Source organism: Streptomyces sp. NPDC087859 (genome assembly GCF_044742595.1).
Lineage (GTDB): Bacteria > Actinomycetota > Actinomycetes > Streptomycetales > Streptomycetaceae > Streptomyces > Streptomyces canus_F.
Genome location: NZ_JBIUUU010000024.1, coordinates 24,645 through 45,177, shown reverse-complemented (window position 1 = coordinate 45,177; position 20,533 = coordinate 24,645). Strand labels below are relative to the sequence as shown.

Annotated in this window: 20 protein-coding genes; 13 read left to right on the top strand and 7 right to left on the bottom strand. The window is 70.3% G+C overall.

The window, feature by feature from the left end; genetic code table 11:
* Window positions 1–55: 55 nt before the first annotated feature.
* The 12 genes from ACIOHP_RS42490 (at window position 56) to ACIOHP_RS42435 (ending at window position 13,914) form a co-directional block, all read left to right on the top strand.
* Window positions 56–1,216, top strand: a complete 1,161-nt coding sequence (locus ACIOHP_RS42490) for an NAD(P)/FAD-dependent oxidoreductase (protein ID WP_401895980.1) — start codon at window positions 56–58, stop codon at window positions 1,214–1,216.
* Window positions 1,213–1,515 (top strand): (2Fe-2S)-binding protein, encoded by a 303-nt coding sequence (locus ACIOHP_RS42485; protein WP_401895978.1) that lies wholly within the window; start codon window positions 1,213–1,215, stop codon window positions 1,513–1,515. Before ACIOHP_RS42490 ends, ACIOHP_RS42485 begins: the two co-directional genes overlap by 4 nt.
* Window positions 1,508–2,899, top strand: coding sequence for an FAD-dependent oxidoreductase (locus tag ACIOHP_RS42480; protein ID WP_401895976.1), 1,392 nt, complete (start codon window positions 1,508–1,510; stop codon window positions 2,897–2,899). The genes ACIOHP_RS42485 and ACIOHP_RS42480 overlap by 8 nt, the downstream gene beginning before the upstream one ends.
* A 44-nt stretch (window positions 2,900–2,943) precedes the next feature.
* Window positions 2,944–3,849: a dihydrodipicolinate synthase family protein gene (locus ACIOHP_RS42475; RefSeq protein ID WP_401895973.1), complete on the top strand. Its 906-nt coding sequence runs from the start codon at window positions 2,944–2,946 to the stop codon at window positions 3,847–3,849.
* Between the two features lie 37 nt (window positions 3,850–3,886).
* Window positions 3,887–4,888: a proline racemase family protein gene (locus ACIOHP_RS42470; protein ID WP_401895971.1), complete on the top strand. Its 1,002-nt coding sequence runs from the start codon at window positions 3,887–3,889 to the stop codon at window positions 4,886–4,888.
* Between the two features lie 96 nt (window positions 4,889–4,984).
* On the top strand, window positions 4,985–5,680 hold the full coding sequence (locus ACIOHP_RS42465) for a GntR family transcriptional regulator (protein WP_266885698.1): 696 nt from the start codon (window positions 4,985–4,987) through the stop codon (window positions 5,678–5,680).
* 85 nt (window positions 5,681–5,765) lie between these two features.
* Window positions 5,766–6,761 carry a LacI family DNA-binding transcriptional regulator gene (locus ACIOHP_RS42460; RefSeq protein WP_307023656.1) on the top strand — a complete coding sequence of 332 codons (996 nt, stop codon included), beginning with the start codon at window positions 5,766–5,768 and terminating at the stop codon, window positions 6,759–6,761.
* Between the two features lie 146 nt (window positions 6,762–6,907).
* The gene (locus ACIOHP_RS42455; RefSeq protein WP_401895970.1) at window positions 6,908–8,254 is read left to right on the top strand and encodes an ABC transporter substrate-binding protein; all 1,347 of its coding nucleotides are present in this window, start codon (window positions 6,908–6,910) and stop codon (window positions 8,252–8,254) included.
* A gap of 5 nt (window positions 8,255–8,259) precedes the next feature.
* Window positions 8,260–9,219: a carbohydrate ABC transporter permease gene (locus ACIOHP_RS42450; protein WP_401895968.1), complete on the top strand. Its 960-nt coding sequence runs from the start codon at window positions 8,260–8,262 to the stop codon at window positions 9,217–9,219.
* Complete coding sequence (locus ACIOHP_RS42445) at window positions 9,216–10,076, top strand: carbohydrate ABC transporter permease (RefSeq protein ID WP_401895966.1); 861 nt, start codon at window positions 9,216–9,218, stop codon at window positions 10,074–10,076. Before ACIOHP_RS42450 ends, ACIOHP_RS42445 begins: the two co-directional genes overlap by 4 nt.
* 33 nt (window positions 10,077–10,109) lie before the next feature.
* On the top strand, window positions 10,110–11,693 hold the full coding sequence (locus ACIOHP_RS42440; protein ID WP_401895963.1) for a glycoside hydrolase family 13 protein: 1,584 nt from the start codon (window positions 10,110–10,112) through the stop codon (window positions 11,691–11,693).
* A 79-nt stretch (window positions 11,694–11,772) separates the two neighbouring features.
* A complete protein-coding gene (locus ACIOHP_RS42435) occupies window positions 11,773–13,914 on the top strand; it encodes a discoidin domain-containing protein (protein ID WP_401895961.1) in 2,142 nt (713 codons plus the stop codon).
* On the opposite strand, the gene ACIOHP_RS42430 is transcribed toward ACIOHP_RS42435, so the two are convergent.
* Genes ACIOHP_RS42430 through ACIOHP_RS42415 form a run of 4 tightly spaced genes read right to left on the bottom strand, consistent with a single transcriptional unit; the run spans window position 13,883 to window position 17,230 of the window.
* Window positions 13,883–14,695, bottom strand: a complete 813-nt coding sequence (locus ACIOHP_RS42430; RefSeq protein ID WP_401895958.1) for an ABC transporter ATP-binding protein — start codon at window positions 14,693–14,695, stop codon at window positions 13,883–13,885. The two genes, ACIOHP_RS42435 and ACIOHP_RS42430, sit on opposite strands and share 32 nt — an antisense overlap.
* Window positions 14,696–14,715: 20 nt before the next feature.
* On the bottom strand, window positions 14,716–15,528 hold the full coding sequence (locus ACIOHP_RS42425) for an ABC transporter permease (protein ID WP_401895956.1): 813 nt from the start codon (window positions 15,526–15,528) through the stop codon (window positions 14,716–14,718).
* The gene (locus ACIOHP_RS42420) at window positions 15,492–16,265 is read right to left on the bottom strand and encodes an ABC transporter permease (RefSeq protein WP_307023648.1); all 774 of its coding nucleotides are present in this window, start codon (window positions 16,263–16,265) and stop codon (window positions 15,492–15,494) included. Before ACIOHP_RS42420 ends, ACIOHP_RS42425 begins: the two co-directional genes overlap by 37 nt.
* Window positions 16,262–17,230, bottom strand: coding sequence for an ABC transporter substrate-binding protein (locus tag ACIOHP_RS42415; RefSeq protein ID WP_401895954.1), 969 nt, complete (start codon window positions 17,228–17,230; stop codon window positions 16,262–16,264). The genes ACIOHP_RS42420 and ACIOHP_RS42415 overlap by 4 nt, the downstream gene beginning before the upstream one ends.
* Window positions 17,231–17,376: 146 nt before the next feature.
* Between ACIOHP_RS42415 and ACIOHP_RS42410 the strand changes: the two genes are divergently transcribed.
* Entirely contained in the window at window positions 17,377–18,231 is an 855-nt protein-coding gene (locus tag ACIOHP_RS42410; protein ID WP_361543461.1) for an IclR family transcriptional regulator C-terminal domain-containing protein, read from the top strand.
* Here ACIOHP_RS42410 and ACIOHP_RS42405 read toward each other — a convergent pair.
* The 3 genes from ACIOHP_RS42405 to ACIOHP_RS42395 are packed head-to-tail and all read right to left on the bottom strand — an operon-like array spanning window position 18,146 to window position 20,321.
* A complete protein-coding gene (locus tag ACIOHP_RS42405; RefSeq protein WP_401895951.1) occupies window positions 18,146–19,084 on the bottom strand; it encodes a PDR/VanB family oxidoreductase in 939 nt (312 codons plus the stop codon). The genes ACIOHP_RS42410 and ACIOHP_RS42405 overlap by 86 nt on opposite strands.
* Entirely contained in the window at window positions 19,081–19,251 is a 171-nt protein-coding gene (locus tag ACIOHP_RS42400; RefSeq protein WP_266885683.1) for a hypothetical protein, read from the bottom strand. Before ACIOHP_RS42400 ends, ACIOHP_RS42405 begins: the two co-directional genes overlap by 4 nt.
* Entirely contained in the window at window positions 19,248–20,321 is a 1,074-nt protein-coding gene (locus tag ACIOHP_RS42395) for an aromatic ring-hydroxylating dioxygenase subunit alpha (RefSeq protein WP_361543455.1), read from the bottom strand. Before ACIOHP_RS42395 ends, ACIOHP_RS42400 begins: the two co-directional genes overlap by 4 nt.
* Window positions 20,322–20,533 lie beyond the last annotated feature (212 nt).

The following is a 20,533-nucleotide window of genomic DNA, read 5'->3' as shown; positions in this document are numbered from 1 at the left end:
TGCGGTGCTGTGTGGCGGCGTTCCCAGATAGAGAGGTATGTGACATAGTACTGCCGTGAGCAAGCGACTGACCTGCGATGTCGTGGTCGTCGGGGCCGGAATGGTGGGCGCGGCCTGCGCCCTGTACGCGGCCCGGGCGGGCCTCGACGTGATCCTCGTGGACCGTGGCCCGGTGGCCGGCGGCACGACCGGAGCGGGCGAGGGCAACCTCCTCGTCTCCGACAAGGAACCCGGCCCCGAACTGGACCTGGCCCTGCTGTCGGGGCGCCTGTGGGCGGAGCTCGCCGAGGAGTTGGGGGAGGCCGTCGAGTACGAGGCCAAGGGCGGCGTGGTCGTCGCCTCGACGCCGGACGGACTCGCCGGGCTCGAACGGTTCGCCGACTCCCAGCGCGCCGCCGGGGTCGTCGCCGAAACCGTCGTAGGAGACGGACTGTACGACCTCGAACCCCACCTCGCCCCGGGTCTTCCCGGCGGGGTGCTGTATCCGCAGGACTGCCAGGTCATGCCCGCGCTGGCCGCCGCTCACCTGGTCCGCGCCTCCGGCGCACGGCTGTTCACCGGCCGGACCGTCACGGACGTTCTGCTCACCCCGGACGGCGCGGTGTGCGGCGTCCGCACGGACCGGGGCGACATCGACGCCCCCGCGGTCGTCAACGCGGCCGGCACCTGGGGCGCCGAACTGGCCGCGCTCGCGGGAACCCGCCTCCCCGTCCTCCCGCGGCGCGGCTTCGTCCTGGTCACCGAACCTCTTCCGCGGATGGTCCGGCACAAGGTGTACGCCGCCGACTACGTGGCCGACGTGGCCAGCGACTCGGCCGCGCTCCAGACCTCGCCGGTCGTGGAAGGGACGGCCGCGGGGCCCGTGCTGATCGGCGCGAGCCGGGAACGGGTCGGCTTCGACCGGTCGTTCTCGCTGCCGGTCGTACGGGCCCTGGCGGCGGGTGCGACCCGGCTGTTCCCGTTCCTCACGGACGTCCGGGCGATGCGCGCCTACCTCGGATTCCGCCCGTACATGCCCGACCACCTCCCCGCGATCGGCCCCGACCCGCGCGTCCCCGGTCTGCACCACGCCTGCGGACACGAGGGCGCGGGCATCGGACTGGCCACCGGTACCGGGCAGTTGATCGCCCAGGCGCTGACCGCGAAGACGCCCGAGCTGGACCTGACGCCGTTCCGCCCCGACCGCTTCCCCGCCCCCGTGGAGGAGACCGCGTGAGATCCCCGTTCGAACTGGCCGACGCCCGGCCGGACCTGGCCTTCACGGTCACGTTCGACGGCCGCGAGATCGAGGCCCTGCCCGGACAGACCGTCGCCGCCGCACTCTGGGCCGCCGGTGTCACCTCCTGGCGCACCACCCGCGCGGAGGGCCGGCCACGCGGCGTCTTCTGCGGGATCGGCGTCTGCTTCGACTGCCTGGTGACCGTCAACGACCGCCCCAACCGGCGGGCTTGCCTCGTGCCCGTGCGGCCGGGCGACGCGATCCGTACGCAGGAGGGGACGGGCCACGATGACTGACCGGCCGCACCTCGCCGTGATCGGCGCGGGCCCCGCCGGGCTCGCCGCGGCCGTCGCCGCCGCGTCCGGGGGCGTACGGGTCACCTTGATCGACTCGGCCGCGGACGCCGGCGGACAGTTCTACCGCCGGCCCGCCGCAGGCCTCCGCGCTCGCCGCCCGCAGGCCCTGCACCACCAATGGCGCACCTGGGAACGGCTGAGGGACAGCCTGCGAACCCACGTAGAGGCGGGTGGGGTACGGCACTTGACGGAGCATCATGTGTGGTTCGTCGAGCCGCGGGACGCCGGCTTCACCGTGCACGCCCTGCTCGGCCCCGAGCAGGAGCACCCCGTCGCGGTCCGAGCCGACGCCGTGCTCCTCGCCACCGGCGGCTACGAGAAGGTCCTGCCGTTCCCCGGCTGGACCCTCCCCGGCGTCGTGACGGCGGGCGGCGCCCAGGCCATGCTCAAGGGCACCCTCGCCGTGTCCGGACGCACCGCTGTGGTCGCCGGCACCGGCCCGCTGCTGCTCCCCGTCGCGACAGGGCTCGCCGCCGCCGGTGTGGAGGTGGCCGCGCTGGTCGAGTCCGCCGACCCGAAGGACTTCGTACGGCGGACCCGCGCCCTGGCGGTGCAGCCCGGCAAAGTCGCCGAAGGCGCCCGGTACGGGGCCCAGTTGTTCCGGCACCGGGTGCGCACCCTTGTCCGCCACACCGTCGTCGAGGCGCACGGCGTGCTGCGCCTGGAGGCGGTGACCGTCGCGGCGCTCGACGCCGACGGGCGGGTCAGGTCCGGCACCGGGCGCCGTATCGCCTGCGACACGCTCGCCGTGGGGCACGGAATGCTGCCGCACACCGACCTCGCGCAGACGCTGGGCTGTCGGCTCGACGGGATGGACGTGCAGGTCGACGACGAGCAGCGCACCGACGTCCCCGGCGTCTGGGCCGCGGGCGAGACCACCGGCATCGGCGGCTCCGCCCTCTCCCTCGCCGAGGGACACATCGCCGGCCGGTCGATCGCGGCACGACTGCGCGGCATCGAGCCCGACGCGCGCGAGTGGACCGCGGCCGCGAGAACCCGCACCCGGCTGCGCGCGTTCTTCGCCGCACTGGACGCCGTATACGTGCCGCCCGCCCACTGGACCGAGCAGATCACCGACGACACCGTCGTCTGTCGCTGCGAGGAGGTGACCGGGGGAGCGATCCGCGAGGCCGTCGACGAGCTCGGCGCCGGGGACGTACGGACGGTGAAGCTGCTGACGCGGGCCGGGATGGGCTGGTGTCAGGGGCGGGTGTGCGGGCCCGCGGTCGCGGGGCTCGCCCGGTGCGCGCTCACGCCCACGCGTCGGCCGTTCGCCGGACCGGTGCCCCTCGGTGTCCTGGCCGCCGAGCCCGAGGAAGACTGAGCCACCAGTAAAATGTCACACCCTATTGATAGACGGGATCCCTGATGACCAGCACCGAGAACACCGGCGGTCGACCCTGGCGCGGCGTCCTCGTCGCCACCGCCCTCCCGCTGAACGACGACCTCTCCGTCAACCACGACAAGTTCGCCGAGCACTGCGCCTGGCTGGTCGAGAACGGCTGCGACGGCGTCGTACCGAACGGGTCCCTCGGCGAGTACCAGGTCCTCACCCCCGAGGAACGGGCCAAGGTCGTCGAGACGGCCGTGGCGGCCATCGGCGGGGAGCGCGTGATGCCGGGCGTCGCCGCCTACGGCTCCGCCGAGGCCCGCCGCTGGGCCGAGCAGGCCAGGGACGCCGGCTGCGCCTCCGTGATGCTGCTGCCGCCCAACGCCTACCGCGCCGACGAGCGGTCCGTGCTGGCCCACTACGCCGAGGTCGCGAAGGCGGGGCTCCCGGTCGTGGCGTACAACAACCCCATCGACACCAAGGTCGACCTGGTCCCGGAGCTGCTGGCAAAGCTGCACGCCGAGGGCCACATCCATGCCGTCAAGGAGTTCTCCGGCGACGTCCGCCGCGCGTACCGCATCGCCGAACTCGCCCCCGAACTCGATCTGTTGATCGGCGCCGACGACGTCCTCCTGGAGCTGGCGATCGCCGGCGCCAAGGGCTGGGTGGCGGGCTACCCGAACGCGCTGCCCCGCGCGAGCGTGGAGCTCTACCGGGCGGCCGTCGCCGGCGACCTGGCCACCGCGAAGAAGCTGTACGAGCAGCTGCACCCGCTGCTGCGCTGGGACTCCAAGGTCGAGTTCGTCCAGTCCATCAAGCTGTCCATGGACATCGTCGGCCGGCACGGCGGCCCCGTCCGTCCGCCGCGCGTCCCGCTGCTGCCCGAGCAGGAGGCCGCGGTGCGCGCGGCCACCGAGCGGGCGGTCGCCGCCGGACTCGTCTGACCGTCCCGTCGGATCCCCCAGGTTCATCAGGAGCGTCATGCGCAGCAAACTCGTCCTGCACGCCGTCGACTCGCACACCGAGGGCATGCCCACCCGCGTGATCACCGGCGGCATCGGCACGATCCCCGGCGCGACCATGAACGAGCGGCGGCTGTACTTCCGCGAGCACCGCGACGACATCAAGCAGCTCCTGATGAACGAACCCCGCGGCCACGCGGCGATGAGCGGCGCCGTCCTCCAGCCGCCCACCCGCCCGGACTGCGACTGGGGCGTCATCTACATCGAGGTCTCCGGCTATCTGCCGATGTGCGGCCACGGCACCATCGGGGTGGCCACCGTGCTGGTGGAGACCGGCATGGTCGAGGTCGTCGAGCCGGTCACCACCATCCGGCTCGACACCCCGGCGGGACTCGTCGTCGCCGAGGTCGAGGTCGAGGACGGCGCCGCGAAGACGGTCACGCTCAAGAACGTGCCGTCCTTCTCCGTGGGCCTCGACCGCAAGATCGCACTCGCCGACGGGCGCACGGTGACATATGACCTGGCATACGGCGGCAACTTCTACGCCATCCTGCCTCTGGAGGAGTTCGGGCTGCCCTTCGACCGCTCCCGCAAGGACGACATCCTCCGGGCCGGCCTCTCCCTCATGGAGGCGATCAACGCCGAGGAGGAGCCCGTCCACCCAGAGGATCCCTCGATCCGCGGCTGTCACCACGTCCACCTGTACGCCCCCGGCGCCACCGCCCGGCACTCCCGGCACGCGATGGCGATCCACCCCGGCTGGTTCGACCGCTCACCCTGCGGAACCGGCACCAGCGCGCGCATGGCCCAGCTCCACGCGCGCGGCGAACTCCCCCTGCGCACCGAGTTCGTGAACGAGTCGTTCATCGGGACACAGTTCACCGGCCGCCTCCTCGGCACCACCGAGGTCGCCGGCATCCCCGCCGTCCTGCCCAGCTTCACCGGCCGGGCCTGGATCACGGGCACCGCCCAGTACCTGCTCGATCCGGCCGACCCCTTCCCGGCAGGATTCGTCCTCTAGGCGTTCCCCGGCGGCCGTCCCTGGCGTCCCGGCAGGTATCCCTGAGGTCGATAATGACGATGTCGCGTGACATTGCACCACTAGGAGACCGCCCTCATGGCTGCCCAGCGCACCAGCGCCCCCACCCCTGCCACCGCCCCGGCCCTGCCCGTTCTCGGCGGCAAGAAGAGCAGCTACCGGGAACGCGTCGCCGACGCCCTGCGGGCCGCACTGGTCGCCGGTGAACTGCTGCCCGGCGAGGTGTACTCGGCGCCGACCCTCGCCGCCCGCTTCGGTGTCTCGGCGACGCCGGTGCGCGAGGCGATGCTGGACCTGGCCAAGGAGGGGTTGGTCGACACCGTCCCCAACAAGGGCTTCCGGGTCACCGCCGTCTCCGACAGACAACTCGACGAGTACACCCACATCCGTGCGCTCATCGAGATCCCCACGGTGACGGAGCTGGCCAGGACCGCCGACCCGGTCTCGCTGGAGGCGCTGCGCCCGGCGGCCCGGGAGATCGTGCGAGCCGCGGCGGCAGGCGACCTCGTGGCGTACGTCGAGGCCGACACCCGCTTCCACCTGGGCCTGCTGGCCCTCGCCGGCAACGCCCATCTCGTCGAGGTCGTCGGCGACCTGCGCAAGCGGTCCCGCCTCTACGGGCTCACGGCACTGGTCGAGGCCGGCCGGCTGCTGGCGTCCGCCGAGGAGCACCTCGAACTCATCGACGCACTGATCGCACGCGACGAGCAGGCGACGCGCGCGGTGATGACACGCCACCTCGGGCACGTCCGCGGTCTGTGGGCGGCGAAGTAGAGGCATTCCGGAGAGACCGAAAGATACGCAAGCCCGGTCCATCGTCACGCAAGCCGTTTGCATTTCTTGCGCTATTCTTGCGCGCATGACGCGACGACTTGCCGAGGTGGCGAAGAAGGTCGGGGTCAGCGAGGCCACGGTCAGCCGGGTGCTCAACGGCAAGCCCGGAGTCTCCGAGACCACCCGGCAGGCGGTACTGAGCGCCCTGGACGTGCTCGGCTACGAGAGGCCCACACAGTTGCGCGGGGAGCGCGCGCGGCTCGTGGGCCTCGTGCTGCCCGAGCTGCAGAACCCGATCTTCCCGGCGTTCGCCGAGGTCATCGGCGGGGCGCTGGCCCAGCTCGGCCTGACCCCGGTGCTGTGCACGCAGACCAAGGGCGGCGTCTCCGAGGCGGACTACGTGGCGCTGCTGCTCCAGCAGCAGGTCTCCGGCGTCGTCTTCGCCGGCGGCCTGTACGCCCAGGCCGACGCCCCGCACGACCACTACCGGCTGCTCGCCGACCGCAACATCCCGGTCGTCCTCGTCAACGCGTCCATCGCCGACCTCGGCTTTCCCGGGGTGTCCTGCGACGACACGGTCGCCGTCGAGCAGGCCTGGCGCCATCTCGCCTCGCTGGGCCATGAGCGCATCGGGCTGGTGCTGGGGCCCGACGACCATGTGCCGTCGGCGCGCAAGCTCGCCGCCGCCCGCGGTCTGGGGGAGCTGCCCGACGAGCATGTCGCCCGGGCCATGTTCTCCATCGAGGGCGGTCACGCCGCCGCCTCCCGGCTGATCGACCGGGGGGTCACCGGGATCATCTGCGCCAGCGACCCGCTCGCCCTCGGCGCGGTCCGGGCCGCCCGCCGCAAGGGGCTTCGGGTACCCGCGCAGGTGTCGGTCGTCGGCTACGACGACTCCGCGTTCATGAACTGCACGGAACCCCCGCTGACCACGGTCCGCCAGCCCATCGAGGCCATGGGCCGGGCGGCGGTGGAACTGCTGAACACACAGATCGGCGGCGGTTCCGTGACCCCCGAGGAGCTGCTCTTCGAGCCGGAACTGGTGGTCCGGGGCTCCACGGCCCAAGCGCCTCGCAGCTGAGATCCATCCTGCTGTCGAATAATTACAGATTCTGCGCGGCATCTTGCGGACAGATGTCGCCGGTGCTTGAGTGTGCCGCGCCAGCACGGCGGGCTCACTCCGCCCGTCGCCGTGCCCTCCTTGCTCATGCCCAGAGGGGTCCACCGATGAGAAGCACCGGGTTCCGCCGTACGTTCGTCGCGCTCAGCATCTGCTCCCTCGCCCTCACCGCCTCCGCCTGCGGGTCGGACGACGACTCGGGGAGCGGCAAGACCCGCATCACGGTCAACTGCATGCCGCCCAAGAGCGCCAAGGTCGACCGGGCGTTCTTCGAGGAGGACGTCGCCGCCTTCGAGAAGCAGAACCCGGACATCGACGTCGTCGCCCACGACGCCTTCCCCTGCCAGGACCCGAAGACCTTCGACGCCAAGCTCGCGGGCGGGCAGATGGAGGACGTCTTCTACACGTACTTCACCGACGCCAGGCACGTCGTCGACATCGACCAGGCCGCCGATCTGACGCCGTACGTCAAGGAGTTGAAGAGCTACGACACCATCCAGCAGCAGCTGAGGGACGTGTACACGGTCGACGGCAAGGTGTACGGCATCCCGCGCACCGGCTACTCCATGGGCCTGATCTACAACCGCGCCCTCTTCGAGAAGGCCGGCCTCGACCCCGACCGGCCCCCGGCCACCTGGGACGAACTCCGCGCCGCGGCAAAGAAGATCGCCGCTCTTGGCGACGGCACCGTCGGCTACGCCGACTACAGCGCCCAGAACCAGGGCGGTTGGCACTTCACCGCCGAGCTGTACTCCCAGGGCGGCGACGTCGTGAGCGACGACGGCAAGAAGGCCGCCGTCGACACCCCCGAGGGCCGGGCCGTCCTCCAGAACCTGCACGACATGCGCTGGACCGACGACTCGATGGGCAGCAAGCAGCTCCTCGTCATCAACGACGTCCAGCAGATGATGGGTTCGGGCAAGCTCGGCATGTACCTCTCCGCGCCCGACAACATCCCGATCCTGGTGAAGGAGAAGGGCGGCGCGTACCAGGACCTCGCCCTCGCCCCCATGCCCGGCGGACAGGGCACGCTCATCGGCGGCGACGGCTACATGTTCAACAAGAAGGCGAGCCCCGCCGAGATCCGCGCCGGACTGAAGTGGCTCGACCACATGTTCCTCACCCCCGGAGACGGCTTCCTCGGCGACTACGCCCGCGCCAAGAAGAGCGACGCCCCGGTCGGCCTCCCCGAACCGCGTCTGTTCACCGGCGCCGCCGACACCAAGGACCAGCAGGTCAAGAAGGCCAACGCCAATGTCCCGGTGGAGAACTACCAGGCCTTCCTCGACGGCAACCAGGACCTCGACATGAAGATCGAGCCACCGCACGCCCAGCAGATCTACTCCGTCCTCGACGGCGCCGTCTCCGCCGTCCTCACCAAGAAGGACGTCGACATCGACGGGCTCCTCAAGGACGCCTCCGCGAAGATCGACGGCATCCTGGCCCGGGGCTGACCCCGATGACCAGGACGGCCCACCGACGACCGGTCGAGACGTTCGCCGTACGACCGGTCAAGGCGCCGCCCCCGGCAGGGGACCGGAGGCGGCGCCGCCTCACCGACCAGCTCCGCGCCCACGCCTTCCTCCTCGGCGGCCTCCTCTGCTTCGCCGTCTTCTCCTGGTACCCGGCGCTCCGCGCCATCGTGATCGCCTTCCAGAAGTACACGCCGGGCTCGTCACCGGAGTGGGTCGGCACCGACAACTTCAGCCGCGTGTGGCACGACCCGGAGTTCACGGCGGCCTGGCGCAACACCCTTACCTTCACCGCGCTGGCCCTGCTGATCGGCTTCGCGATCCCCTTCGTACTGGCCCTGCTGCTCAACGAGTTGAGGCACGCGAAGGCGTTCTTCCGAGTCGTGGTCTATCTGCCCGTGATGATCCCGCCGGTGGTCAGCGCCCTGCTGTGGAAATGGTTCTACGACCCCGGGACCGGCCTCGCCAACGAGGCGCTGCGGTTCCTGCACCTGCCGACCTCGAACTGGTCCAACGGCGCCGACACCGCGCTCGTCTCCCTGGTCATCGTGGCCACCTGGGCCAACATGGGCGGAACCGTCCTGATCTACCTGGCCGCGCTCCAGTCCATCCCCGGCGAGCTGTACGAGGCCGCCGAGCTGGACGGCGCGAGCCTCCTCCAGCGCATCCGCCATGTGACGATCCCTCAGACCCGCTTCGTCATCCTCATGCTGATGCTCCTTCAGATCATCGCGACGATGCAGGTCTTCACCGAACCGTTCGTCATCACCGGCGGCGGCCCCGAGAACGCCACCGTCACCGTCCTCTACCTGATCTACAAGTACGCCTTCCTCTACAACGACTTCGGCGGCGCCTGCGCGCTGAGCGTCATGCTCCTGATCCTGCTCGGGGCCTTCTCCGCCGGATATCTGCGCCTGACCCGCTCCGGAGAGGAGGACGCCGCGTGAGCACCCGGACCCTCGTCTCCCCGGCGACCCTGGCCCGCCCCCGCGGCAAGGCCCTGTACTGGACCGTCTTCACGGGCGTCGTCCTGCTCTTCACGCTCGCCTTCCTCTTCCCCGTCTACTGGATGGTCACCGGCGCGGTGAAGTCCCCGGACGAGGTGGCGCGGACACCGCCCACCCTCGTCCCGGAGCGGTGGCACCCGGACGGCTACCGCGACGCCTGGGACCTGATGCAACTGCCCCAGCACCTGTGGAACACGGTGGTCCAGGCGGCCGGCGCCTGGGCGTTCCAGCTGGTCCTGTGCACAGCCGCCGCCTACGCGCTGTCCAGGCTGAACCCCGTCTTCGGGAAGGTGATCCTCGGCGGCATCCTGGCCACCCTCATGGTCCCGGCGCAGGCCCTGGTGGTGCCGAAATACCTGACCGTGGCCGATCTCGGCCTGCTCAACGACCCGCTCGCCATCTGGCTCCCGGCCGTCGCCAACGCCTTCAACCTCTACCTTCTCAAGCGGTTCTTCGACCAGATCCCGCGCGATGTCCTGGAGGCCGCCGAGATCGACGGCGCCGGAAAGCTGCGCGTCCTGTGGTCGATCGTGCTGCCGATGTCACGGCCGGTCCTCGGGGTGGTGTCGATCTTCGCGCTCGTCGCCGTCTGGCAGGACTTCCTGTGGCCGCTGATGGTCTTCTCCGACACCGACAAACAGCCCATCAGCGTGGCACTCGTCCAGCTGTCCCAGAACATCCAGCTGACCGTGCTCATCGCCGCGATGGTGATCGCCAGCATCCCGATGGTCGCCCTGTTCCTGGTCTTCCAGCGGCACATCATCGCCGGGATCAGCGCGGGCAGCACCAAGGGCTGACGCCGACACCCCGTCTACAGAAAGGGAAGCCCAGTGGGACAGCCCACCCAAGCCCCGAAGGAGTGGTGGCGCTCCGCCGTCATCTACCAGGTCTACGTCCGCAGCTTCGCGGACGGCGACGGCGACGGCACCGGTGACCTCGCCGGAGTCCGCGCCAGGCTGCCGTATCTCGCCGAACTCGGCGTGGACGCCCTGTGGTTCAGCCCCTGGTACCTGTCCCCGATGAAGGACGGCGGCTACGACGTCGCCGACTACCGCGCGATCGACCCCGCCTTCGGCACCCTCGCCGAGGCCGAGAAACTGATCGCCGAGGCCCGCGAACTGGGCATCCGCGTCATCGTCGACATCGTCCCCAACCACGTCTCCGACCAGCACGCCTGGTTCCGCGCCGCCCTGGCCGGCGGACCCGGACGCGAGCTGTTCCACTTCCGGCGCGGGCGCGGTCCGGAGGGCGAACTCCCGCCCAATGACTGGCAGTCACAGTTCGGCGGACCGGCCTGGAGCCGCCTCGACGACGGCGACTGGTATCTGCATCTCTTCGCCCCCGAGCAGCCCGACCTCAACTGGGCCCATCCCGCGGTCCGGCAGGAACACGAGGACATCCTGCGCTTCTGGTTCGAGCGGGGCGTCGCCGGCGTGCGGATCGACTCAGCGGCCCTTCTGGTCAAGGACCCGCGTCTGCCGGACTTCGTCGAGGGCCGCGACCCGCACCCGTACGTCGACCGGGACGAACTCCACGCCGTCTACCGCTCCTGGCGGGCGATCGCCGACGCGTACGACGGCATCTTCGTCGGCGAGGTCTGGCTCCCCGACACCGAACGCTTCGCCCGCTATCTGCGCCCCGACGAACTGCACACGGCCTTCAACTTCTCCTTCATGACCTGTCCCTGGGACGCGCGGCGACTGCGCCGGTCCATCGACGAGACGCTCGCCGAGCACGCCCCGGTGGGGGCGCCCGCGACCTGGGTCCTGTGCAACCACGACGTCACCCGGACGGTGACGCGCTACGGCCGCACGGACACCGGCTTCGACTTCGCCACCAAGGCCTTCGGCACCCCGACCGACCTCACCCTGGGCACCCGACGCGCCCGCGCCGCCGCCCTGCTGTCGCTGGCGCTGCCCGGGGCGGTCTATGTGTATCAGGGGGAGGAGCTGGGGCTGCCCGAGGCGGAGGTTCCCGTCGACCGCATACAAGATCCGATGCACTTCCGGTCGGGCGGCGTCGATCCGGGGCGCGACGGATGCCGGGTGCCGCTGCCGTGGACGGCCGAGGCGCCGTACGCGGGATTCGGTTCGCGGGAGACACCGTGGCTACCGCAGCCGGTCGACTGGACATCGTATGCGGTGGACCGACAGCAGGATGATCCCTCCTCCATGCTCGCCCTCTACCGCGAGGCGATCCGCCTCCGCCCCGCACTCGGCGACGGCCCGCTCGGCTGGCTCCCGGCACCCGAGGGCGTTCTCGCCTTCACCCGGGGCGCCACCGCCCTGTGCGTGGTGAACCTCGGCGACGCTCCCGCCCAGCTGCCCGCCCACACCGAACTGCTCCTCGCCAGCGGTCCACTGCACACGGACGGCAGTCTGCCGAGGGACACCGCGGTCTGGCTCCGCGTCTGAGCCCGGCCGCACGCACTCCCGCTATCCCCTTGCACCCCCACTCCGAAGGGATCAGCACATGCAGAGATCTGTCAGGGGCATGCCAGTCGCCTTGGTGGTGGCCCTCTCCGCCGGACTGCTCACCGCCACCGCCCCCACGGCGCACGCGGCCGCCGGCGCCACACTCCCGTTCACCTCGGTCGAGGCGGAGTCCGCGACCACGACCGGCTCGAAGATCGGCCCCGACCACACACAGGGCACCCTCGCCTCGGAGGCGTCGGGGCGCCAGGCCGTCCGGATCGCCTCCGGGCAGCGTGTGGAGTTCACCGTGCCGAGCGCGGCCAACGCGGTGAACCTCGCCTACAGCGTCCCGGACGGCCAGTCGGGCACGCTCGACGTGTACGTCAACGGCACCCGGATCTCCCGGACGCTCCCGGTCACCTCCAAGTACTCCTACGTCGACACCCCCTGGATCCCCGGCGCCAAGACCCACCACTTCTATGACAACGCCCGCCTGGTGCTCGGCCAGAACGTGCAGCCGGGCGACAAGGTCGCCTTCCAGTCCACGGGCACCCAAGTGACCCTGGACGTGGCCGACTTCGAGCAGGTCGCCGCGGCCGCCGCCCAGCCCGCCGGGTCCGTGTCCGTCGTCTCCAAGGGCGCCGACCCGAGCGGCAACGGTGACTCCACACAGGCCTTCCGGGACGCCATCGCGTCCGCTCAAGGAGGGGTCGTCTGGATCCCGCCGGGCGACTACCGGCTGACCTCCTCGCTCAGCGGCGTCCAGAACGTCACCCTCCAAGGTGCGGGCAGCTGGCACTCGGTCGTGCACACCTCCCGCTTCATCGACCAGTCCAGTTCGTCCGGCAGCGTGCACATCAAGAACTTCGCGGTCGTCGGCGAGGTCACCGAGCGCGTCGACTCCAACCCGGACAACTTCGTCAACGGTTCGCTGGGCCCGAACTCCAGCGTCTCCGGCATGTGGCTCCAGCATCTCAAGGTCGGTCTCTGGCTGCTGGGCAACAACGACAACCTCGTCGTCGAGAACAACCGCTTCCTCGACATGACGGCCGACGGCCTCAACCTCAACGGCAACGCCCGAGGCGTCCGCGTCCGCAACAACTTCCTGCGCAACCAGGGCGACGACGCGCTCGCCATGTGGTCCCTGTACGCGCCGGACACCGACAGCAGCTTCGAGAACAACACCATCAGCCAGCCGAACCTGGCCAACGGCATCGCCATCTACGGCGGCACCGACATCGCCGTGAAGAACAACCTGATCTCCGACACCAACGCCCTCGGCAGCGGCATCGCGATCTCCAACCAGAAGTTCCTGGACCCCTTCCACCCGCTGTCCGGCACCATCACGGTCGACGGCAACACGCTGGTGCGCACCGGTGCGATGAACCCCAACTGGAACCATCCGATGGGCGCGTTGCGCGTCGACTCGTACGACAGCGCGATCAACGCGACCGTCAACATCACCAACACGACCGTCACCGACAGCCCGTACAGCGCCTTCGAGTTCGTGTCCGGCGGCGGACAGGGATACCCGGTCCGCAATGTCACCGTGGACGGCGCGACCGTGCGCAACACGGGGACCGTCGTGGTGCAGGCGGAGGCCCAGGGCGCGGCCACCTTCCGCAACGTCACGGCGACGGGCGTCGGGGCCGTCGGCATCTACAACTGCCCCTATCCGGCGAACTCCGGGACCTTCAGCCTCACCGACGGCGGCGGCAACTCCGGCTGGAACAGCACCTGGTCGGACTGCTCGACCTGGCCGCAGCCCGGCCAGGGCAACCCGGACCCCGACCCGAACCGCAACCTCGCCAAGGGCCGGCCGGCCACCGCCACCGGATCACAGGACGTCTACACGCCGGGCAAGGCGGTCGACGGCGACGCCAACACCTACTGGGAGTCCACCAACAACGCCTTCCCGCAGTCCTGGACCGTCGACCTGGGCTCCACCCAAGCCGTACGGCGGCTGGTGCTGAAGCTGCCGCCCTCCTCCGCGTGGGGAGCGCGCACGCAGACCATCACGGTGCTGGGCAGCACCGATGGCTCGGCCTACGCCACGGTCGTGGGGTCCGCGGGCTACCGCTTCGACCCCGCCACCGGCAACACGGCCACCATCTCCCTTCCCGGCGGTACGAGCCTTCGCTACCTGCGCCTGTCCGTGAGCGCCAACACGGGCTGGCCGGCAGGACAGTTCAGTGAGGTGGAGGCGTATCCGACTTCGTGAGCGCGTCCTGCGGGACCCCGCGCTTCGCCGCCTGGATCTGCTCGTACACATGGGTCCGGAGCTCGGCGAAGCACGGGGCCACCCGTGTGTGCAACTGGTCGCGCTCGTCAGGGAGATCGACCTTCAGCTGCTCCTGTACGACGGTGGGGGAGGCGGACAGCACGATCACCCGCTCGCCCAGGTACACCGCCTCGTCGATGTCGTGGGTGACGAACAGGATGGTGATGCCGCGCTCCCGCCACAGCCGTCGTACCAGGTCCTCCAGATCGGCACGGGTCTGGGCGTCGACGGCCGCGAACGGCTCGTCCATCAGCAGCACTTCGGGTTCGTACGCCAGCGCGCGGGCGATCGCCACCCGCTGCTGCATCCCGCCGGACAGCTGCCAGGGATACGCCCCGGCGGCGTCCGCGAGACCCACCGACTCCAGCGCGTCGGCGACCAGCTCGCGACGCCGCGACTTGGTCAAGTCCTTCTGCTTCAGCGGGAGTTCGACGTTCTCGCCGACGCGCTTCCAGGGGAACAGGCTGCGCCCGTACTCCTGGAACACGAACGCCATGCCGGGCGGCGGGCCGTTCACCTTCCGGCCCGCCAGCAGGACTTCGCCGCCGGTCGGCGCGAGGAGGCCGCCCATGCACTTCAGCAGCGTCGTCTTGCCGCAGCCCGACGGGCCGACCAGGCAGACGAGTTCGCCCGCCTCGACGGTGAAGGTGAGGTCGCGCACCGCCTCCACGCGGCGCCCGGACCCCTCGTAGACCTTCTGCAGGCCGCGTATGTCGAGCATGGACCGCCCTTTCGTGAGCGTCACGGGGACCGCCTGGCCGAGGCCCGCAGACCGTGGTACCAGCCGAGGACCCGCCGCTCGACCAGCTGGAAGACGACGGAGAGCACAAAGCCGAGCAGACCGAGGACGAGGATGCCGGTCCACATCTCGGGGACCGCGAAACTGCGCTGGAACTGCACGACGGTGAAGCCGAGGCCGTCGCTGGCCGCGAACATCTCGCTGATGACCATGAGGATGATGCCGATCGACAGGGCCTGCCGCAGCCCCGCGAAGATCTGCGGACTCGCCGAGCGCAGCACCACGTCCTTGAGGCGGGCTACGCCCGTGATGCCGTACGAGCGGGCCGTCTCCGCCATCACGGAGTCCACCGCCCGCACCCCCTCGACCGTGTTGAGCAGGACCGGCCAGACACAGCCGCTGGCGATCACGACGATCTTCATCGTGTGGTCGATGCCCGCGAACAGCATGATGACCGGGACGAGGACCGGCGGCGGCACCGCCCGCAGGAACTCCAGGACCGGCTCGCACACCGCCCGCACCCGCCGGTAGGAGCCGATGACCATGCCGACGCCGATCCCCACGACGGCGGCCACGGCGTACCCGGCCGAGAGCCGCAGCACGCTGGGCAGCACATCGTCCTTGAACCGCTCGCCCGTCCATACGTCCGGGAAGGTCTGCAGAATGGTCCGCAGGGGCGGCCAGAACACGTCGGTACTGCTGTCGGACGCGAACCACCAGATCGTGAACAGCAGCGCGGGCAGCGCGAGCACGAAGAACAGCCGCAGCACAACGCCCTTCACACCGCCACCTCCCCGCGCACCGACTGATGCCATGCCAGGGCCCGTCGCTCCACGGTACGCGCGCCCACGTTGATGAGGAGCCCCAGCACACCGGTCACCACGATCAGCGCGTACATCTCCGGTACCGCCTGGGAGTTCTGCGCGACCGCGATGCGGGCGCCCAACCCCGGTGCGCCGATGACGAGTTCGGCGGTGATGGCGAGGATCAGGGCGACGGCCGCGGCCAGCCGGATGCCGGTCATGACGTACGGCAGCGCGGTCGGCCACAGGACGTGGCGGACCCGGGCCCAGGGTCCGAGACCGTAGGACCGTGCCGTCTCCTCGGCGACCGGGTCGACGTCCTGGACGCCGTACAGGACCTGGATGAGCACCTGCCAGAACGAGGCGTACACGACGAGCAGCAGCACCGAGCGCAGTTCGGTGCCGTACATCAGCACCGCGAGGGGGATCAGGGCGACCGAGGGGATCGGGCGCAGGAACTCGATCGTGGAGGCCGTGGCCTCGCGCAGATAGGGCACCACCGCGATGGCGACGCCGAGGACGATCCCCGCCGTCGAGGCGATGACCAGGCCCAGCGCCCAGCCGGTGAGGGTGTCGCCGAGCGCCGTCCAGAAGGTGTCGTCGGAGAGTTCGGTGCCGAGGGCGTCGGCGATGCGGCTGGTGGGCGGGAAGTAGGCCTCTTTGACGAGGCCGAGCCGCGGCACCGCCTCGCCCAGGGCGAGGAAGGCCGCGAGTCCGGCGGCGCCGAGCGCGGTGTTGAGTCCTCTCACGGCAGCAGCTTGTCCAGGTCGGGTGCCGTCTTGAAGAGGCCGTCGTCCTGGCCGAGCTTCTGCAGCGCGTCGAGGGAGGCACGGTCCGGGTCGGCCGGCCATGCGGGCAGGGTGACCTTCGCCAGTACGGCCGCCGGGATCTTCGTGTACGTGGTGACGACCTGGCGGGCCTCGTCGGGGTGGGCGTCGGCGTAGGCGAGCGACTCGGCGAGGGCGGTCCGGAACTTCTTCACGACGGCCGCGTTCTGCTGCTCGTAGGACGTCGACGTGAAGTACATCGCCACGGTGAGGTGGGGGGCGACGTCCACGAGGGGTGAGGCGATCTCCCGGGCGCCCTGGCTCTTGACGGTCGCGAGGGCCGGCTCGACCACCATGGCCGCGTCGATCTGGCCGCTGTCGAGGGCGGCCGGCATCTGGTCGAAGGCGAGCTCGACGAACTTGACCTTGTCCGGGTCACCGCCCGCCTTGCGCACCGACTCGCGCACCGCGGTCTCGTTGATGTTCTTCAGGGTGTTGATGGCGACCTTCTTGCCCTCCAGCTGGTCGGCCGACTTGACCGAGCTGTCGCCCTTCACGGTGAGGGCACCGAAGTCCTTGCCCTGCACGCCCGTTGAGGCGATGCCGTTGGAAACGACCTTCACCGGCACGTTGTTGGACTGGGCGACCATCAGCGAGGTCGAGTTGGAGAAGCCGAACTGGTACTGGCCGCTGGCGACGGCGGGCACGATCGCCGCGCCGCCCTGCGCGAGCGATACCTCCAGCTCCAGACCCTGCTTCTTGAAGAAGCCCCTCTCCTGCCCCAGATAGAGCGGGGCGACGTCGACGATGGGGATCACGCCGACCTTGACCTTGGTGGTGCCGCCGGACGACGGCTTGTCCGACCCCGTACCGTCCCCGGACGAGCCACAGGCCGACACGGTGACCAGGAATGCTCCGGCCGCTAGAGCGGCGAGCAGACGACGCATGGCTCCTCCTGCACAGACTTCATTGTTCCGACAGGGTGTGCGCACAGCGCACAATGGTGCACAGTGCGAAAGGTAGAGTTTTTGTTCTCTGCGGTCAACGCCTTTGGCTGACAATATTGTTGACAGTTGTTGAGGTGGAGGCGACGATGCCTGCAGCAGCCCGCGCCCCGCACTTCGTCCGCTCCTTCGAGCGGGGCCTCGCCGTGATCCGCGCTTTCGACGCGGAGCACCCGGTCCTGACGCTCGCCGAGGTCGCGCGCACCTGCGGACTGACCCGCGCGGCGGCACGGAGATTCCTGCTCACGCTCGTCGACCTGGGTTACGTGCACGCCGACGGCCGGGCGTTCCGGCTCACGCCACGCGTCCTGGAACTCGGCTACTCCTACCTCGCGGGCTTCTCGCTGGCACAGATCGCCGAACCGCATCTGGAGCAACTGGTCGACCGCACAAGGGAGTCGTCGTCCCTGTGCGTGCTCGACGGCGACGACATCGTGTACGTCGCCCGGGTGCCGGCCCGCCGCATCATGACGGCCGCGATCACCGTCGGGACGCGCTTCCCGGCGTACGTCACGTCGGTGGGGCGGGTGATCCTCGCCCATCTGCCGGACGAGGAACGGGAATCGAGGCTGGCACGGGCCGACCTCCGCCCCCTGACACCGCGCACGATCACCGACCCGGACCGGCTGCGAGCCGAGCTCGAAAAGGTGCGGGCGCGCGGATACGCCGTCGTCGACCAGGAGTTGGAGGAGGGGCTGCGCTCGGTCGCCGCCCCGGTGCGGGACCGGGGCGGCGAGGTGGTGGCGGCGGTGAACATCCCGGTGCACGCCAGCCGCAACACCGTGGCGTCGGTCCGCCGTGATCTGCTGCCGCATCTGCTGGACACGGTCGCCGCGATCGAGCGGGACCTGCGGATGGCTACAGGTCGAGGACGAGCCGCTTCCCCCGACACCGGGACACACAGATCATCATCGTCTCCCCGGCCTCCCGCTCCGCGTCCGTGAGCACCGAGTCCCGGTGGTCCGGGGCGCCTTCGAGGACATCGGTCTCGCACGTCCCGCAGGTGCCCTCGGTGCAGGAGAAGAGCACCTCCACACCGGCGCCGCGCACGGCGTCCAGCACGGACACATCCGCCGGTACGGTCACCGTCCGGCCGCTCTGCGCCAGCTCGACCTCGAACTCGGTGTTCTCGCCGGTCTCCTGCTCCTTCGGTGTGAACCGCTCCAGGCGCAGCACCCCGGCCGGGCAGCGCGCCTCCACCGCGTCCAGCAGGGGACCCGGGCCGCAGCAGTAGACGAGCGTGCCCTCGGGGACGTCGTCGAGCACCGACGCCAGGTCGAGCAGGCCGGTCTCATCCTGCGGCGCTACGGTGACCCGGTCTCCGTAGCGGCCCAACTCCTCGGTGAACGCGATGGAGTCGCGGGTGCGCCCGCCGTACAGCAGGGTCCACTGCGCGCCCCGGGACTCCGCTTCCGCCAGCATCGGCAGGATGGGTGTGATGCCGATGCCGCCCGCGATGAACCGGTAGCGGGGCGCGGGCTCCAGGGCGAAGTGATTGCGGGGTCCGCGCACCCGCACCTTGTCGCCCTGCCTCAACTGCTCGTGCACATGGGCGGATCCGCCGCGCCCGTCCGGCTCGCGCAGTACGGCGATCCGCCATTCGGTGCGGTCGGCCGGGTCGCCGCACAGCGAGTACTGGCGTTCCAGTCCGGGGCCGAGCACGACGTCGATGTGGCCGCCGGGCTCCCAGGCCGGGAGTTGCTCGCCGAGGGGGTGGCGCAGGGTGAGGGCGAGCACGCCGTCGGCCGCGGACTCCCTTCGGCCGACGACGAGTTCGGCTTCGTACACGTCACTCATGAAGTGTTTCCTCGCGGCTCGTGTCCTTGCGGGTGGGCGAGCATCCACTCCCACATCTCGATCGGGTCCTGCGAGGTGTGCTCGCGGCCGCAGTGACAGGTGCCGTGCAGCACATCCGTGCCGGGCAGCCAGTCGATGCGGTAGATCTCTCCCGTCGGGCTGCTCACTGGACCTTCTCCACGGGCTTGGCGCCCTCCTCGACGAGCCGGGCGAGGATACGGCGGGCGGCCAGGCCGCCGGTGTCGATGTTGATGCTCAGCTCCTGGTACCCCGTCCGCTCGCTGCCGAGCGTCTTCTGCAGCAGGTTGAGCGCGTCCACGTCCTGCATGACGACGGTGTGGTTGTTCTTCCGCAGGAACTCGGTGACCTCGTCGTCCTCCGTCGCCCAGTCGCGCGAGACCATCCAGAAGTCGTACACCTTGCCGTCCGAGGACGGCGTGATCGCGTACGTCACCTCGGTGTGAAAGCCGTTCGGGTCGCTGCCGTCCGCCTCGGGCACCACACCGACCGGGGCGACGCGACTGTGGAGCAGATACAGGCAGGGCGCGCTGTACTCGATGTCCTGCCAGCGGGTGATCCGGCCCTGTATGCCCGTGGACTTGGCGTAGAACGGCGGGCACTCGGCATCGTCCATGTGCCGGCTCACCCGCACGATCCCCGCGCCCTCGTCGACCTCGGTCGTGATGGGCGTCTCGGCGACCTCGGGAGTCCCGATGTAACCGCCGTGCAGATACGTCTCGTGGGAGAGGTCGAGGAGGTTGTCGACGAGGAGCCCGTAGTCGGCGTCGATGGGCTCCATGCCGCGCACGGTCGTCCAGCCGGGGGAGTCCAGGTGCCTGGCCCGCGGAATGGTGTCGGCGTCCGCGAGGGCCGGGTCGCCGATCCACACCCAGATCAGGGAGTCCAGCTCGGCGATCGGGTACGAGGCGACGCGCGCCGTACGCGGGACGCGCTTCTGCCCCGGCACATACACACATGTGCCCGTCGTGTCGTACGTGAACCCGTGGTACCCGCACACGATCCGGTCACCGTCGAGCCGGCTCGGCTTCTCGTGCAGCGGGAACCGGCGGTGCACACACCGGTCGGCCAGCGCGACGGGCGTGCCCTCCTCCTCGGTCCGGTAGAACACGAGCGGCTCACCGAGGATCGTCCGGCCGAGGAGCTCCTCCCGGCCCACCTCGTGGCTGTAGGCGGCGACGTACCACTGATTCCTGGCAAAAGCGGTCATGTGCGGCATGGCAGTTCCCGTCCCTGTCGGCGAGGCGCCGTCGCCCCGCGTGCCGTGGTTGGACCCAGGTTCGTGAGGCGTGCGGGGGCTCGGCAAGGCGGCTTCTGCCAGGCGGAAGACGTTCCGTGAAAAGGCAGGTCAGGAAGGAGGCGGCAAGCGACCCGGCAGGCCCGGCCCCTCGCGGGGTACGGCCGGCCGGCAGCACCGCGCCCCCGTCCCCG

Coding starts and splice junctions, on each gene's coding strand:
- ACIOHP_RS42480 (WP_401895976.1), top strand. CDS start 1,508: ATGACTGACCGGCCGCACCTCGCCGTGATCGGCGCGGGCCCCGCCGGG.
- ACIOHP_RS42475 (WP_401895973.1), top strand. CDS start 2,944: ATGACCAGCACCGAGAACACCGGCGGTCGACCCTGGCGCGGCGTCCTC.
- ACIOHP_RS42470 (WP_401895971.1), top strand. CDS start 3,887: ATGCGCAGCAAACTCGTCCTGCACGCCGTCGACTCGCACACCGAGGGC.
- ACIOHP_RS42465 (WP_266885698.1), top strand. CDS start 4,985: ATGGCTGCCCAGCGCACCAGCGCCCCCACCCCTGCCACCGCCCCGGCC.
- ACIOHP_RS42460 (WP_307023656.1), top strand. CDS start 5,766: ATGACGCGACGACTTGCCGAGGTGGCGAAGAAGGTCGGGGTCAGCGAG.
- ACIOHP_RS42455 (WP_401895970.1), top strand. CDS start 6,908: ATGAGAAGCACCGGGTTCCGCCGTACGTTCGTCGCGCTCAGCATCTGC.
- ACIOHP_RS42450 (WP_401895968.1), top strand. CDS start 8,260: ATGACCAGGACGGCCCACCGACGACCGGTCGAGACGTTCGCCGTACGA.
- ACIOHP_RS42435 (WP_401895961.1), top strand. CDS start 11,773: ATGCCAGTCGCCTTGGTGGTGGCCCTCTCCGCCGGACTGCTCACCGCC.
- ACIOHP_RS42430 (WP_401895958.1), bottom strand. CDS start 14,695: ATGCTCGACATACGCGGCCTGCAGAAGGTCTACGAGGGGTCCGGGCGC.
- ACIOHP_RS42425 (WP_401895956.1), bottom strand. CDS start 15,528: ATGGCATCAGTCGGTGCGCGGGGAGGTGGCGGTGTGAAGGGCGTTGTG.
- ACIOHP_RS42415 (WP_401895954.1), bottom strand. CDS start 17,230: ATGCGTCGTCTGCTCGCCGCTCTAGCGGCCGGAGCATTCCTGGTCACC.
- ACIOHP_RS42410 (WP_361543461.1), top strand. CDS start 17,377: ATGCCTGCAGCAGCCCGCGCCCCGCACTTCGTCCGCTCCTTCGAGCGG.
- ACIOHP_RS42405 (WP_401895951.1), bottom strand. CDS start 19,084: ATGAGTGACGTGTACGAAGCCGAACTCGTCGTCGGCCGAAGGGAGTCC.
- ACIOHP_RS42395 (WP_361543455.1), bottom strand. CDS start 20,321: ATGCCGCACATGACCGCTTTTGCCAGGAATCAGTGGTACGTCGCCGCC.